Source organism: Nocardia sp. NPDC023852, assembly GCF_040639505.1.
Classification (GTDB): Bacteria; Actinomycetota; Actinomycetes; order Mycobacteriales; family Mycobacteriaceae; genus Nocardia.
The window spans coordinates 293,079-308,228 of sequence record NZ_JBFAAB010000001.1 but is presented as its reverse complement, the minus strand read 5'-3'; the positions used below and the strand labels follow the sequence as shown (position 1 = coordinate 308,228).

At 66.7% G+C, this 15,150-nt stretch carries 15 protein-coding genes; 9 read left to right on the top strand and 6 right to left on the bottom strand.

Annotation, left to right across the window (positions count from 1 at the left end):
* Positions 1–19: 19 nt before the first annotated feature.
* On the top strand, positions 20–1,000 hold the full coding sequence (locus tag AB0H00_RS01365) for an o-succinylbenzoate synthase (RefSeq protein ID WP_357258979.1): 981 nt from the start codon (positions 20–22) through the stop codon (positions 998–1,000).
* Between the two features lie 723 nt (positions 1,001–1,723).
* Here AB0H00_RS01365 and AB0H00_RS01360 read toward each other — a convergent pair.
* Both AB0H00_RS01360 and AB0H00_RS01355 read right to left on the bottom strand, forming a co-directional pair.
* Complete coding sequence (locus tag AB0H00_RS01360) at positions 1,724–2,254, bottom strand: TIGR04338 family metallohydrolase (RefSeq protein ID WP_357258976.1); 531 nt, start codon at positions 2,252–2,254, stop codon at positions 1,724–1,726.
* 169 nt (positions 2,255–2,423) lie between these two features.
* Entirely contained in the window at positions 2,424–3,281 is an 858-nt protein-coding gene (locus tag AB0H00_RS01355) for a DUF2786 domain-containing protein (protein WP_357258973.1), read from the bottom strand.
* A 120-nt stretch (positions 3,282–3,401) separates the two neighbouring features.
* Here AB0H00_RS01355 and AB0H00_RS01350 point away from each other — a divergent pair, with 120 nt between their 5' ends.
* From AB0H00_RS01350 to AB0H00_RS01320, 7 genes are all read left to right on the top strand, one after another.
* Positions 3,402–4,703 (top strand): ABC transporter substrate-binding protein, encoded by a 1,302-nt coding sequence (locus tag AB0H00_RS01350; RefSeq protein ID WP_357258971.1) that lies wholly within the window; start codon positions 3,402–3,404, stop codon positions 4,701–4,703.
* A 97-nt stretch (positions 4,704–4,800) separates the two neighbouring features.
* Entirely contained in the window at positions 4,801–5,772 is a 972-nt protein-coding gene (locus AB0H00_RS01345; protein WP_357260358.1) for a sugar ABC transporter permease, read from the top strand.
* On the top strand, positions 5,769–5,981 hold the full coding sequence (locus AB0H00_RS01340) for a hypothetical protein (RefSeq protein ID WP_357258968.1): 213 nt from the start codon (positions 5,769–5,771) through the stop codon (positions 5,979–5,981). The genes AB0H00_RS01345 and AB0H00_RS01340 overlap by 4 nt, the downstream gene beginning before the upstream one ends.
* The gene (locus AB0H00_RS01335) at positions 5,981–6,859 is read left to right on the top strand and encodes a carbohydrate ABC transporter permease (protein WP_357258965.1); all 879 of its coding nucleotides are present in this window, start codon (positions 5,981–5,983) and stop codon (positions 6,857–6,859) included. Before AB0H00_RS01340 ends, AB0H00_RS01335 begins: the two co-directional genes overlap by 1 nt.
* Before the next feature lie 348 nt (positions 6,860–7,207).
* Entirely contained in the window at positions 7,208–9,484 is a 2,277-nt protein-coding gene (locus AB0H00_RS01330; protein ID WP_357258962.1) for a transglycosylase domain-containing protein, read from the top strand.
* Between the two features lie 178 nt (positions 9,485–9,662).
* On the top strand, positions 9,663–10,121 hold the full coding sequence (locus AB0H00_RS01325) for an effector binding domain-containing protein (RefSeq protein ID WP_357258960.1): 459 nt from the start codon (positions 9,663–9,665) through the stop codon (positions 10,119–10,121).
* A 9-nt stretch (positions 10,122–10,130) separates the two neighbouring features.
* The gene (locus tag AB0H00_RS01320) at positions 10,131–10,556 is read left to right on the top strand and encodes a GyrI-like domain-containing protein (RefSeq protein WP_357258958.1); all 426 of its coding nucleotides are present in this window, start codon (positions 10,131–10,133) and stop codon (positions 10,554–10,556) included.
* A 259-nt stretch (positions 10,557–10,815) separates the two neighbouring features.
* Here AB0H00_RS01320 and AB0H00_RS01315 read toward each other — a convergent pair whose 3' ends face one another.
* The 4 genes from AB0H00_RS01315 to AB0H00_RS01300 form a co-directional block, all read right to left on the bottom strand.
* Positions 10,816–11,916: an inositol-3-phosphate synthase gene (locus tag AB0H00_RS01315; protein ID WP_357258955.1), complete on the bottom strand. Its 1,101-nt coding sequence runs from the start codon at positions 11,914–11,916 to the stop codon at positions 10,816–10,818.
* On the bottom strand, positions 11,909–12,466 hold the full coding sequence (locus AB0H00_RS01310) for a PadR family transcriptional regulator (RefSeq protein ID WP_357258953.1): 558 nt from the start codon (positions 12,464–12,466) through the stop codon (positions 11,909–11,911). The genes AB0H00_RS01315 and AB0H00_RS01310 overlap by 8 nt, the downstream gene beginning before the upstream one ends.
* A gap of 214 nt (positions 12,467–12,680) precedes the next feature.
* Positions 12,681–13,478 (bottom strand): DUF1707 domain-containing protein, encoded by a 798-nt coding sequence (locus AB0H00_RS01305; RefSeq protein WP_357258951.1) that lies wholly within the window; start codon positions 13,476–13,478, stop codon positions 12,681–12,683.
* Positions 13,479–13,482: 4 nt separating this feature from the next.
* The gene (locus tag AB0H00_RS01300; RefSeq protein ID WP_357258948.1) at positions 13,483–14,592 is read right to left on the bottom strand and encodes a DUF1707 domain-containing protein; all 1,110 of its coding nucleotides are present in this window, start codon (positions 14,590–14,592) and stop codon (positions 13,483–13,485) included.
* A gap of 110 nt (positions 14,593–14,702) precedes the next feature.
* On the opposite strand from AB0H00_RS01300, the gene AB0H00_RS01295 reads away from it, so the two are divergent.
* On the top strand, positions 14,703–15,122 hold the full coding sequence (locus tag AB0H00_RS01295) for a DUF5318 domain-containing protein (RefSeq protein WP_357258945.1): 420 nt from the start codon (positions 14,703–14,705) through the stop codon (positions 15,120–15,122).
* Positions 15,123–15,150 lie beyond the last annotated feature (28 nt).

Below are 15,150 nucleotides of genomic sequence, written 5' to 3'. Positions count from 1 at the left end.
TCGAATAGGCTGGGCACCGATGAGCGATTCCGCAGCACAGAGCGTCTACGCGATTCCGATGCGCACCAAGTTCCGTGGCATTACGGTGCGCGAGGGGATGCTGATCCAGGGCCCGCTCGGATGCGGCGAATTCTGCCCCTTTCCCGAATACGACGACCGGGAGGCCGCCGGCTGGCTTTCCACCGCGCTGGAACAGGTCACGGTGGGATGGCCGGAGCCGCTACGGGATCGGATTCCGATCAACTGCACCGTGCCGGCAGTCGATCCCGATCGGGCGCACGCCATCGTCGCCGGGTCAGGTTGCCACACCGCCAAGGTGAAGGTCGCCGACCATCCCGAATCACTCGCGGAGGATCTGGCCAGGGTGGAGGCCGTGCGCGACGCGCTCGGCCCGGGCGGCGCGATCCGCGTCGACGCCAACGCGGCGTGGGATGTCGACACCGCCGTCGCCAATATCACCTGGATCGACAAGGCCGCCGGCGGTCTGGAGTACGTCGAACAGCCGTGCCGGACCATAGAGGAACTCGCCGCGGTGCGTCGCCGGGTCGAGGTGCGCATCGCCGCCGACGAATCCATCCGCCGCGCCGAGGACCCGCTGCGCGTCGCGGTCGCGGGCGCGGCCGATATCGCCGTCCTCAAATGCACGCCGCTCGGCGGTGTCCGCCGCGCCCTCCAGATCGCCGAGGCCGCGGGCCTGCCCTGCGTGGTCTCCTCTGCCTTGGAAACCAGCGTCGGCCTGGCCGCCCAGCTCGCGCTGGCGGGCGCACTCCCTACCCTCGACTTCGCCTGCGGCCTAGGCACTTTGAGCTTGTTCACCGGCGATCTGGTACCGGATTCTTTCCGTCCGGTAAACGGCTACCTCACCGTCCCGCGCACCCCGCCCCAACCGGACCCAGCACTAGTAGAGCGCTACCGCCACCCCGACCCCACCCGCACCACCTGGTGGCAGGAGCGATTGACCCGCGTCTCCGCGTTGGTCCGTGAGAGCCCGACGGCATAGCGCTGACGACACCGCGCCCCAACGACACGACCCGGCCAAACCAACAGCCCGGTCCACCGACCGCGTAGCCCGGCCGACCAACCCACGCTTCCTCACAGTCAAGACCACCGGCCCTCGTACGCAGGTTTCGCGTCGAGGGGCACAGCGTAGAAAGGTACCGACTGACAGATCAGGTCCGGGTTGAACGGTTGGCCGCCCGGAGCTGGCACGGATTGTCGGCCCCCGGCACTGATGCGCCGTGGACGATGACGGTCACCAACACCTCCGCCTATAACATCGAGAAACCGCCCCGGATTCCGGGGCGGCCGCGGCAACCAACAGCAGGTCCAGCTGTTCGGTGGTTGCTACCGTCGATATGTGAGCCGAACTCAGTGGACTATCCACAGCGAGCATGTCGTGGACGAGAATCGTCATATTCGCCTGTCGACAGTGGATATCGACTCCCCGACGGTGTGAAGTTCACCCAGTACGTAGCGCGGATGCGAGGACGACGCAGGCAGGTTCGCCCGCATTGCGCGCGACGTCGTTCAGGTCGAGAATTCGCAGCACGGTCTCCATCCCGCCACGCAGCTCCGCGCGACCGAACCCCGCGCAACACGGTCCTGCCGACTCGAGGCGCTGCTCGGCCCGACGCCCGTAGCTGCGGCGAAGCGCACCGGAAACCCGGTCCGCCCGACGCGCAGCCCACCCGACTCGTGGATCGGGCGACCCAACTAAGCACGCTCACCCGAGCCGCACGCCGCAGCCGAGCATCGTGGCGCGCAAGAGCAGCGCCGCTTCGGGGCCAACGACGCCGTCGACCAGGTCCAGGTACCGACCGCAGAATTCGGGGCCGTGTGGGGCCACCTCGGCGGGGGCGGACTCGAGGTGATGCGCCAGTTCGTGCAGAACCACCAGCTCGCGCAGGGCCCAGGCGGTACCGCCGGTATGCAGCGGCACCGCGAGGACCGCTTCGCCCGCCTCGTAATGGGCGGCGGCCGTTCCAGCACGTGAACGGACGCGGACCGAAACGGCAGCACGAGCCCATTGCGCTCGAACCCAATTGAGAGCGAGCACCTTGTCGGCATAGCTCTGCACCGACTCGACGGAGGCGAATCGTCGCTCGATCGGCAGCGTGAGCTGGGAGCCGTAGAGCTCGACAGTGCGGATGCCGTGCTCATCCGCACGGTCGAACACTCCGCGCACCAGCTGTTCGGCGTCGTACACCTTGGCGCGCTGGGTGTCTCGCACGGTCACCGGCACTGCCGTGTGCATGTCGCGACCGACTTCGGACGAGTCGCCTCTCGTGAGCCGACGACGAACACCAGAGGTGCACGCGCGGGCGACCGTGCGGTCGTCATCGCGGGGTAGTCGCAGCGCGGCTCGGGATCGTCACCCGTGACGAACGGCCGCCAGCCGTCCCTGTCGCCGTAATGCACGGTACTCACGCGGATCCACCGGGCGAGTCAGGCGAAGCCAATTGCCCACGCGCAGCGGGAAGTTCGGGCGACGTGCCGATCCGTGCGGCCTTTCCCGCGCGGTCACCCGCCCGTCGCGCCGCGGCGGAATGCCCGGCAGAGGCCTGCGGCCCGCGCCAGGTGCCGCGCGCCTGCGAAGTCCGCGAATAGAAGTCCGCGAGCTGGATTTCCTTGTCGCGCAACGCCAGCGCGGTACCGGTCGCCGTGCTGCCCACGGGCAACGCCTCCGCTTCCACCTCTGCCTTCACCGCGGCCAACCGCTGACCGATTCGCGCAGCGAACGCCATCTGGAAGTTCAGCCGCGCCGTCACGCCCGCGAGCGGAGCCTGCACCCGGCGCCGAACCTGCCGCCCCCACCGCTTCTCCACGACAACCTTCTCCACGGTTGCCGACCGGTAGGCCCCCGACTTGATGTACTGGTCGGACGCTCGCACCATCTGCACCAGCAGACTCGTGTACAGCGCCTCGCAGGTATTGATGTCCGAATCGAAGCCGTAAGCGAAGACCTGCGTCGAGGTCCTGGCGACATCGCAGCGCACGTCGTTGGCCGATGCGATCGCGACGAACAACTGGACATAGGTGCGCAACCCGCGTTTCCCCGGCTCGCCGATCGGGATGATCCGCTGCACCGGCGTCGGCCTGCGCTCGCGTCCCGCGATGTGCGCCCGCGCCACCGCGAGGTCGATGGAGGACCTGGTGGCCAACCGCTGAGCCGCCGCGAGGAACGCCTCGGCCTCGTGTTCGTTGTCGGTGGATTCGGCCTTACGCAGCAGTCCACCGATGCGGGTGAGCATCCGATCGGGGACCGTGTTCGGCGAAGTCATCACACGCAAGCCTAGCGAGGAGTTCCCGCCGCATCCCGCATGTCATATCAACACCATGTATCTTGCCTTGTGCACCGGCAGGGTGTGCTGCCGCTCACGAATGATCCTGGAGTGTCCGCGATGGCTGTGAAAAAGGTGTCGACCCTACGTTCGGCGCTCGTACCGCGCGCCGCGGTGGCGGCCGCGTCGGTCGCGCTGCTGGCCACGACGTTCACCAGCGCCTGCTCCAGCGACAACGGCGGCAGCCCGATCAGCCAGAACCTCACCGGCCGCGGCCCGATCACCTATGTCGAGGGTAAGGACACCTCCGAGACCGGTGCGGTCAAGCAACTGGTCGAGCGGTGGAACGCCGCGCACCCGGACGAGCAGGTGACGTTCAAGGAGCAGTCGAACGACGCCTCGCAGCAGTACGACGACCTGGTCGAGCACATGCGCTCCAAGCAGTCCGACTACGACGTGGTCGCCCTCGACGTTCCGTGGACCGCCGAGTTCGCCGCCAAGGGCTGGATCCAGCCGCTGAAGGACTCCTTCACGATCGATACCTCCACGCTGCTCTCCCCGCCGGTCGCCAGCGCCACCTACAACAACACCCTCTACGCCGCCCCGCGCAACACGAACGGCGGCCTGCTGTTCTACCGCAAGGACCTGGTGCCCAGCCCACCCAAGACCTGGAACGAGATGCTCGCGCAGTGCGCCATCGCGCGCGAGCAGAACATCGGCTGCTACGCGGGCCAGTTCGCGCCTTACGAGGGCCTGACCGTGAACGCGGCGGAGGTGATCAACGCCTACGGCGGAAGCTTCGTCGGCGCTGACGGCAAGACACCCACGGTGAACAGCCCGCAATCGCGCGCCGGACTGAACGTCCTGGTCGACGCCTACAAGAACGGCGACATCCCGAAGGAAGCCATCACCTTCAAGGAGCCGGAGTCCAGCAACGCCTTCGCGCAGGGCAAGCTGATGTTCCTGCGTTCGTGGCCGTCTACCTTCGGTGATGTGGGCGGCGAGGCGTCCGCGGTGAAGGACAAGTTCGCGGTCGCGCCGCTCCCCGGCGAGAACGGCGTCGGCGCCTCCACTCTCGGCGGCTACAACGCGGCGATCAGCGCCTACTCCAAGAACAAGGCCACCGCCCTCGACTTCCTCCGATTCTTGATCAGCGAGGACGCACAGCACATCGTCGCCTCCGGCGCGCTGCCGTCGGTGCGCGCGTCGATGTACGACGACCCTGCCCTGATCGCGAAGATGCCGTACCTGCCCGCGCTCAAGGACTCCATCACCAGCGCGGTGCCGCGCCCGGTGACCCCGTTCTATCCCGCGGTGTCGAAGGCCATCCAGGACAACGCCTATGCTGCGTTGAACGGAACCAAGTCCGTGGACGACGCGATCACCGGTATGCAGAAGGGCATCGAGACCGCCGGATCGTAAGCGGTGAGCGCAACGGACCCGACAAACCCGCAGGAGAGAAACGGTGTCGGATCCCTCCGGAGCCGCGACTAGCGTGCCGAAAGACGAATCCCTTCCGATCAGGCCGGGCTTCGGCGCGACGGTGGCCCTCGAGCTGCGACGCTCCGGCAAGGCCTGGCTGTTCGTCACGCCCGTACTACTCGCACTCGCTGTCGTCATCGGGTATCCCGTGTTCCGGGCGCTGTGGATGTCCTTTCAGAAGGATCCCGGGCTCGATCCGGCGACCGGCATGTTCGTCGAGGGCGGTAGCGCCGGAATTTCGAACTACACGCACTGGCTGCTGCAGCAATGCCAGGTCGTCGGCGACGAGATGGTGTCCTGCCCGACCGGCAACCTCGGCTCGCAGTTCTGGCTCGCCGTCGGAATCACGCTGTTCTTCACAGTCGTGACCGTGACGCTCGAGGCGACGCTCGGACTCGGCATGGCCATGGTGATGGGCAAGACCTTCCGCGGCAGGGCGCTGCTACGCGCGGCGGTGCTGATTCCGTGGGCGATCCCGACTGCCGTCACGGCGCGGTTATGGGAGTTCATGTTCCAATACGACGGCGTGGTGAACCGGGTTCTCGGCACGCACATCCTGTGGACCTCCGACGCCTGGCCCGCGCGGTTCGCGGTGATCGCGGCCGACGTGTGGAAGACCACCCCGTTCATGGCGCTGCTTCTGCTCGCCGGTCTGCAGGTGATCCCGACCGACGTGTACGAGGCCGCGCGGGTCGACGGCGCGTCGGCCTGGCAGCGGTTCACTCAGATCACGCTGCCGCTGCTGAAGCCCGCGCTGCTGGTCGCGGTGCTGTTCCGCACCATGGACGCGTTGCGCATGTTCGACCTGCCCGCGATCATGACGCTGGGCAACCCTTCCACCCGCACGGTGTCGATTCTGGTGGTCGAGCAGGTACGGCAGGGCCCGAACAGCGCGGCCGCGCTGTCGACGATCACCTTTCTTTTGATCTTCGCGGTGGCGTTCGTGCTGGTGAAGATTTTGGGCGCCAATGCGGTTCGGACCCAGGAAGAGCAGCGGAGGGCAGGATGAGACATCATCGCGCAGCACTCATCTTGCCCGACCGGGTGCGGGTGTCCCGCATGACACCGGAGGGCAGGATGAGACATCATCGCGCAGCACTCATCTTGCCCGACCGGGTGCGGGTGTCCCGCATGACACCGGAGGGCAGGATGAGACATCATCGCGCAGCACTCATCTTGCCCGACCGGGTGTCGCACCTGGCACGGAAGGAGCGCTGATGTCTTTGCAGACGACGGGAAAGCCCGCCACGCACGCGGTTGCGTGGACCAAGCGGATCGGCACGGTCCGGCTGTACCTCGGCGCTCTGATCGTGCTCGTCTGGGGTCTCGCGCCGTTCTATTGGATGGCGGTCACCGCGTTCCGCGACCCCGAATACACCTTCGACAACACCCCCTGGCCTACGCATATCACCTTGGAGAACTTCCGCAACGCGTTCGACACCAGCCGCGGCAACGACTTCGGCAAGGCACTGGTGAACAGTGTGCTCATCGGCGCGGTCACCACGGTGATCGCGCTGGTGCTCGGTGTGTTCGCCGCGTACGCGCTGGCGCGGCTCACCTTCCACGGCAAATACCTCGTGTCGGGGCTGATCCTCAGCGCATCGATGTTCCCCGTCGTCGTGCTGGTGACGCCACTGTTCCAGCTGTTCACCAGCCTCGGCTGGATCGGCGAGTACCAGGCGATGATCATCCCGAACATCTCCTTCGTGCTGCCGATGACGGTCTACATCCTCGCGTCCTTCTTCGCCGAACTGCCGTGGGAGCTCGAGGAGGCGGCGCGGATCGACGGCGCCACCAAGATGCAGGCGTTCCGTCTGGTCATGCTGCCGCTGGCCGCGCCGGCCGTTTTCACCACCGCGATCCTTGCGTTCATCGCGGCAGTCAACGAATATCTTTTGGCCCGCCTGCTTTCCAGCGACAAGACCGAACCCGTCACCGTCGCGATCGCCCGCTTCTCCGGCAACAACCCGCTGGTGCAGCCGTACGCCGCGATCATGGCGGCGGGCACCTTGGTCACGATCCCGCTGGTCATCATGGTCCTGCTGTTCCAGCGCCGAATCATCTCGGGCCTCACCGCAGGCGGCGTGAAGAGCTGAGCGCACTCGGCGGACACCTGCCGCCAGACGAATTCCGCACTGCCCGAGACAAACGGCACCGACCGATCACGACGACGTGATCCATGAGCACCCGCACCGTCCAGGCTTGCGTCACTTACCGCCCGTTTTCACCCCGCCAAACCCCCCGAAAGTGCGAGTCTTACGAGCACTGTTCGCGGCCCGGCTCGCGTCCGAGCGGGCGAAGCGCATGCGACGCGGTCGCGAGTCTCGCCCGCTCGGACGCGAGCCGAGAGGGGGCCGCGAACACGCGGCGCCGCGGGCGCTGCAAAATAGACACAGCTCGTTTCCGATCGTGTGTGCAGGTGTTGTCCGACGCTCCGGGAGGAGATGATCGTGAGCTCGTTCCGCAAACCGCGAGAGCATAGGCGCGGCTCCAAGGGCACTCCCCCGACCGCACCGTATGCCTCGATCGCGGGCTGGAGCGAACGGCCGAACGCGACAAACCGGGACACCCGAGCGATACGCGAGCAGAAGGCAACTCGCCGAAAGTCGCGACCTCCCGCCGCACGACCGGCACCGGATCCGAATCGGCGGCCGCCCAGCAGAGGTGAACGCTTCCGTCGGCTGCTTCTGGCCTTGTTCATCCTTTTCGGCGTGATGCCCGCGCTGATGTCGGTGCTCGTGTACTGGAGCGCGGAGATACCCGATCCAGCCGCGATGCAGACGAATCAGGCCGCCACCATCCTGGCCGCCGACGGCAGCACCGTGATCGCGAAGGTCGTTCCGCCCGAAGGTAATCGCACCCCGGTCCCGCTGTCGGACGTGCCCCGGCCGGTGCGCGACGCGGTGCTCTCCGCCGAGGATCGCAACTTCTACACCAATCCCGGCTACTCGTCCTCCGGCTTCCTGCGCGCTGTCCGCGACAATGTGCTCCGGCGCGACGACGCGGGCGGCGGCTCCACGATCACCCAGCAATACGTGAAGAACGCCTTCCTCGGCTCCGAACGCACGGTCACGCGCAAGATGCGCGAGCTGGTCATCGCGGCGAAGATGGCGCGGCAGTGGAGCAAGGACGACATCCTCGCCGCCTACCTCAACACCATCTACTATGGCCGCGCCTCTTACGGAATCGCCGCGGCGGCACGGGCCTACTTCGACAAGCCGGTGAACCAGCTGACCCTCGCCGAGGGCGCCGTGATCGCGGCGCTGATCAGGACACCGTCGATCCTGGATCCGGAAACCCATCTCGCGGACCTGAAGGCGCGCTGGGCTTACGTACTCGATGGAATGGTCGAGATGGGTGTGCTCACACGGGGCGATCGCGACGCGGTGGTGTTCCCGTCGATCATCTCGATCGGGGAGATACCCGACGACAGCGTCGCCCGCGGTCCGGAGGGACTGATCCGCAACCAAGTGCTGCGCGAGCTGCGCGCCTCCGGTATCAGCGAGCGCGAGCTGAATACCGGGGCACTACGGATCACCACCACTATCGACGCCAGGACCCAGCAGGCGGTGCTCCGCGCGGTGCACGACCGGCTGGCCTCGCAGCCGCCTCAGCTCCGCGCCTCGGTGGTGTCGGTCGACCCGCGCTCCGGCGCGGTGCGCGCGTACTTCGGTGGCGACGACGGCATCGGTTACGACTTCGCCCAGGCGCCGCTGCAGACCGGGTCGGCGTTCAAGGTCTTCGCGGTGATCGCCGCGCAGCAGCAGAGCATTCCGCTGACCCGCGTGCTGGACAGCTCCCCGCTGACCGACCACGGCGTCAGGATCACCAACGTGGACGGCGAGTCGTGCGGCAAGTGCACCATGTCCGAGGCACTGAAGCGCTCGCTGAACACCAGTTTCTATCGGCTGACCATGTCGATGTCCGACGGGCCGCAGTCGATCGCCGACGCGGCGCACGCGGCGGGCATCCCCGAGCGGATCCCCGGTGTCGCGGGCAAGACCCTGGCCGAGGATGGCGGAAAGCCGCTGAACGGCATCGTTCTCGGCCAGTACGTGGTACGTCCCATCGACATGGCTTCGGCCTACGCCACGGTCGGCGCGTCGGGCGTCTACCACCAGCCGTACTTCGTGCAGCGGGTAGTGACCGCCGACGGCCGGGTCCTGCTGGATCGCGGCGCGCCCGACCAGCAGGTCGGCAAGCAGATGCCGCCGGGACAGCAACGCATCCCGCGCGCGATCGCGGAGAACACCATCCAGGCGATGACCCCGATCGCCGCCTACTCCAACGGGCACGCGCTGGCAGCCGACCGCCCCTCGGCCGCCAAGACCGGAACCACGCAGCTCGGCGAGAGCGACCTGAACAAGGACGCGTGGATGATCGGCTTTACACCCTCGCTGTCCACCGCGGTGTGGATCGGCACCGAGCAGTCGGAGCCGATTCGCACCGCGCGCGGCGGCGACATCTACGGCTCCGGCCTGCCCGCCGACATCTGGAAGCAGGTGATGGACGACGCGCTGGACGGCACCCCGATCGAGCAGTTCCCTGGCACGCCGAGCCCGGCGCAGCCACTTCAGAGCAAGCCCTCCGGCGGCGCCTACGACATCCTGAATCCGCCGCAGACGTCAGCGCGCGAACCCGTCGTCACCGTCCCGCCGACCACCGAGGCGCCGAAGGAAGTCGAGATTTTCCCCGGCCTGAGCATCCCCGTGCCGGGATAGCGATGATGCTGTGACCTTCCGTGGCCCGGGGGAACGCATGACATGGCAGCATCGTTTGCCAGAGTGAGAGCGAACAGCGAGTGCGTCGGAAACAGGCCGACGCCGAGATACCGCGGGAACGATGCGGGAGGATATGCGCTCGAGCGACGACGGAAGACTAGACATAGGGGCTACGCCGGTGGATTTCAATGTCGTTGACCAACCCGAGACGCTGGTGGCGGGAACAGTGCTTCGCAGCCCCGCGCTCGCGGTCGAGGGGCCGCGACGCGCGAAAGTCGAAGAGGCTTGGAAGCGCAATCTGGATCGCGAGCTGCCCGGCCCGCCGACCACGGCGTACGTCGACCATGCGCCGGAAATCAATTCGTACCTGACCCATATCGTCGGCTACCGCTGCCACAGCCTTGCCGATTTGCTGCCCGGTGACGTGCTCGCCCGAGTGCCCGGCGGCCGGTTCGCCCGATTCATCGCCAGCGGCGACAACTTGGGCGACACCATCGTGAGCATCTGGCGGGCGGTCTGGGACGCCGAGGCCGCCGGCCGACTTGTGCGTGGCTATACCGGCGACTGGGAGCATTATCCCGACGCCCGCACGGTGGAAGTCTTCGTGGCACTGGCAGACGATCAGATCGACGGGTAGGAACGGACTGTGGATTTCGAGATCGTCACTTTGGACCAGAGCATGGTCGCGGGACTCACCATTCCGCTCGCCGGTCGCGAGGTGACCGCGCGCGACCTCGACCTGGTGAACTTCACCTGGGATCGGTACCTGGCGCGGGAAAAGAACGTTCAGAGGGTGGCCGCCTATATCGACCAGAACGATCATGCCGTCGCCGTGCTCGGCTACGAGGTCTCGGACATGTCGGACATGGACGCGGGTGACGTGCTCACCATCATCCCGCAGGGCCGCTATGCGCGGTTCGTCGTCTCGGACAAACCCTACGACCTGCTGCGCACCGCATGGGCCCAGGTCGCGAAGGCGGAGAACGCGGGAACCATCACCCGTTCACACACCGCCGAGATCGAGCGCTACACCGGGCCGGCCTCGGTAGAGGTATACGTCTCGCTGGACTGACACAATACGTATTCTCAGCGCGCTCACAGCACTCGGCGACGACCCGTACGCTCCGGACTCGGACGTGAAGAAGTTGTCCGGCCACGACGACCTGTACCGCCTGCGGGTCGGCAGGTACCGGGTGGACAACGGCTTGCTGGAGATCCTCATGGTGAAGGGTCGGCTCGCGCAAGGACGTCTATCGGGGCCTATAGCTCCTCGGCAAGTCGGCCGAAGGCATTTCGCCTCCGGCCGACGCCTCGTGAGATAGTGCGGTGAATTAGTCCGCGCCGATGATGAACGCCTCGAGCTGTGTCCGGGCGATGTCATCGGCCAGCTGCTTGGGCGGGGACTTCATCAGGTAGGCCGAGGCCGGGATGACGGGCCCGCCGATACCGCGGTCTTTGGCGATCTTCGCCGCGCGGACCGCGTCGATGATGATGCCCGCCGAGTTCGGCGAATCCCACACCTCGAGCTTGTACTCCAGATTCAGCGGTACATCACCGAAGGCGCGGCCTTCCAGGCGGACGTAGGCCCACTTGCGGTCGTCCAACCAGCCGACGTGGTCGGACGGGCCGATGTGCACGTCGTTGGCGCCGAGTTCCTTCTTCAGGTTGCTCGTGACGGCCTGGGTCTTGGAGATCTTCTTCGACTCCAGGCGCTCGCGCTCGAGCATGTTCTTGAAGTCCATGTTGCCGCCGACATTGAGCTGCATGGTGCGATCGAGCTGCACACCGCGGTCTTCGAACAGCTTGGCCATCACGCGATGGGTGATGGTCGCGCCGACCTGGCTCTTGATGTCGTCGCCGACGATCGGGACGCCGGCCTTGGTGAACTTCTCCGCCCACACCGGGTCGGAGGCGATGAACACCGGCAGCGCGTTGACGAAGGCGACGCCCGCATCGATGGCGCATTGCGCGTAGAACTTGTCCGCCTCCTCCGAACCCACCGGCAGATAGGACACCAGCACGTCGACGTCGTTGTCCTTCAGGACCTTGACCACGTCGACCGGTTCGGCCTCGGACAGCTCGATGGTCTCCGCGTAATACTTGCCGATGCCGTCCAGGGTGGGACCACGCTGCACAACGACGTCGCTCGGCGGCACGTCGGAGATCTTGATCGTGTTGTTCTCGCTGGCGAAGATCGCCTCGGCCAGATCGAAGCCGACCTTCTTCGCATCCACGTCGAACGCGGCCACGAACGTGACGTCGCGGACGTGGTACGGCCCGAACCGCACGTGCATCAGACCGGGAACCGTCGCGGACTCATCCGCGTCCTTGTAGTACTGCACGCCCTGGACCAGCGAAGAGGCGCAGTTGCCCACACCTACGATGGCGACGCGAACTTCTGTGGCGTTGTCAGCCTTATTGACGTCACTCATGGCCGATATTTCCCTCTTTCTGTGGTGCCGCCTTCGTCGATTGCTCCGCCGCAATCAACTCGTTGAGCCAGCGCACTTCGCGCTCGCTTGATTCGAGTCCGAGTTGATGGAGCTGCCGGGTGTAGCGATCCAAGGACCCGCTGGCCTTCTTGATCGCCTCCCGAAGCCCCTCTCGGCGCTCCTCGACCTGACGTCGCCTGCCCTCCAGAATTCGCATCCGCGCTTCCGCGGGGGTGCGACTGAAGAAGGCGAGGTGAACGCCGAAGCCGTCGTCGGTGTAGTTCTGCGGTCCGGTGTCGGCGAGCAGCTCGCTGAACCGCTCCCGGCCGGTCGGAGTCAGTTGGTAAACGCGGCGCGCACGGCGTGTCGTCGCGCCCGCCGGCATCTCCTCGGCGATCAGCCCGTCCGCCTGCATGCGGCGCAGCGTCGGGTAGAGCGACCCGTAGGAGAAGGCCCGAAACGCGCCGAGCAGGCCCGTCAGCCGCTTGCGCAGCTCGTAACCGTGCATGGGCGATTCGAGGAGCAGCCCGAGAATTGCCAGTTCGAGCACCGGGCTTCACCTCCTGACTATGTACAGACCTAACCGATGGATGCGACTTTCCACTATATCGGAGCGATACATCTGTGCTGTGTCTATTGGCAGCGCCTGCGGCGCTGCGTGTTCGCGATGCTCGGCCTCGCTGCACTCGGAAGCGGGGTTGGGCGGATGTGTTGCGTTGAGGTGGCAGCTCGGGTGGTCACCTATGTGCGGACTTCGCGAGAGGTCAGCGGGAGGGTAGGGAGACCTGAAGCGGCTCGCCCGTGAAGGTGGCCGTCAAGTACCCGAACGCGCCGCTCTTGTTCTGCACATAGATCTTCAGCACCGGACCGAGGTCGACCGAGCCATGTGACTGGAAGTCCACAATGACGTGCGCGACGGTGCCGCCCGGGGACTGCAGCGTCTGCGGCGCTCCGGCCAGCAGCCGGGCGATGGCAGGCACGTCGAGTGCGCCGAGATCGAAGGTGCGGGTGTCGGACTTACGACGGGACGTGGTCGAGGTGCGGAAAGCGCCGTTGTAGTAATAGTCGCCGGTCTCGGCCGCACTGCGCTTCGCCTGCCGGTCGACGATCACGTACTTCGGATACAGCGTGACCTCGTCGGCGATCAGGTCACCGAACTCGCCGTGGTATTCGTCGAGGAAATAGGCCAGGCCCGCACCGGTGGTCAGCGGAGGAAACTTCTCCGACGGGCCGGACAGATCGGTGCCGCAGTGGCTGATCGCTCCGACGATCGCACCGGCCACCGCGGCCGCGACGATAATCGAGGCCGGCGCCAGCCAGCGCCGAGGGCGGCGCCGGTCGACCCGGACCACCGGGGCGTCCACGAGCTCGTCCGGGATCTGCAGATCGCCGATCAGCCTGTCGAGCTCACCGAAGGACTTGGCGCGCATGGCCGTAGCGGTGCGTTCGGCGTACTCGTCCGGTGTGAGCTGTCCGTCTGCCACCGCGGCGTCGAGCAGCCCGCACACATCGGCGCGGTCGGTGTCACGGGCCCGGATGCCGCTGTATCGGGTTGTCGCCATTCCCTTATCCCTCGAACGCCCAGACGCGGCGCACCTCGCCCGCGAGGGTCATTATGAAATGACCCGACTCCTTGACGGAGTTGCTCACGTAGACCTCGATGACGGGTTGCCCCTTGCCGATGCCGAATTGGGCATAGAACGCCACATCGTTCACGCTGATCTCGAGATGCGAAACAACGCCGTCGGGCACCCGGACGGCCGCGGTCGCGTCGGCGAGGGCACGCCCGATCGCCTCGACATTCAACCCGCCCAGATCCACCGTCGGCGTGTCGGTCTTGCGCGTGGCGATCTCGCTCGACTGCTGGAATCCACCGCGGTAGTCGTAGCTGACCTTCCGGTTCGGCTGGCCGGGCACCGCGCGTGTCACTGTCCCGAAGTCGGGGAACAACCGCAGCTCATCGACCTGGAGATCGCCGAATTTCGCCTGGTAGTTACGGAGAAACGTGGTGATCCCCTCGGCGGTGACCAGGTTCGGCGTCGCGATCACCAACGGCTGAACCGAGCGCAGGTCCACTGCGGCCGCCGTGCGTGCCACCGACCGTGGCTCGTCCCTCTCCCGTGCGACCGCAAGGAATCCCGCCGCGGCGGCCGAGATGGCGGCCACGGTGACCGCGGCGAGGTACCAGCGGCGGCGGTGCGAGCGCGGTGGCCTCGGCGCGGCCGTGGCGGTCGCGGGCCGTTGCAGGTCGGCGACCAGGTCGGCCAGGTCCCCCAGCGTGCGCGCCTCGCCAGCGAGTTCGGTGAGCGGATCGTGCTCTTCCTCGGACAGCTGGCCCTCGGCGCGGGCGAGGTCGATCAGCTCGCGGGTAGTGGCGCGATCGGCATCGCGCGCCCTCGTGTGACGAGGATAACTTCCGGCAGATCCCGCGCGGCGCAACGCTTTTCGCGTGATCGACGGCCGATCGGCGCCGAGGTCCCGCGCGAGGGCCGGCGTCTGCAGATCGGCGGTGAGCCCCTGCAGTTCGCCGAGCGTCTTCGCGGCCGCGGCCTGCGCCGTTCGATCGTGGTACTCGTCGGCGCCGAGCTGTCCCTCGGCATAGGCGGCGTCCAGTAGACCGGACGCGTTGGCGCGGTCGAGATCACGCGCTCGAATGCGCCCTGCTGCGGTGGACACAGACGAATCTTAGTCGACTGGGCGCCCGATGCCCGTTCGAGCGCGCATCTAAACCAACCAATCTGCACAGCCCGGGGCGGGGCGATTGCAACACCGCTACTCTGGTTCTCGTGCGAATTCAGCGGCAAGTGGTCGACTACGCCCTTCGGCGCCGGTCGTTGCTGGCTGACGTCTATGCGGGCCGTGTCGATGTCGCCGAGGTGTGTGATGCCAACCCCTACCTGCTGCGGGCGGCGAAATTCCACGGTCGGGGGAGCGAGGTCACATGCCCCATCTGCCGGAAGGAACAGCTGACCCTCGTATCCTGGGTCTACGGTGACGGCCTGGGATCGGTGGCTGGATCGGCTCGCACGCCCGAGGAGCTCATGCGCCTCGCCGAGACTCGCGAGGAGTTCTCGGTGCATGTCGTCGAGGTATGCCGGTCCTGCAGCTGGAATCATCTGGTGCAGTCCTACGTGCTCGGCACCACGCCGGCACCGTCGCGCCGCCGCCCGGGGACGCGAGCCAACCGGCGCACTGCCGCCGAATGAAGTACCTGGTCATCAGCCCGTCGGGTGA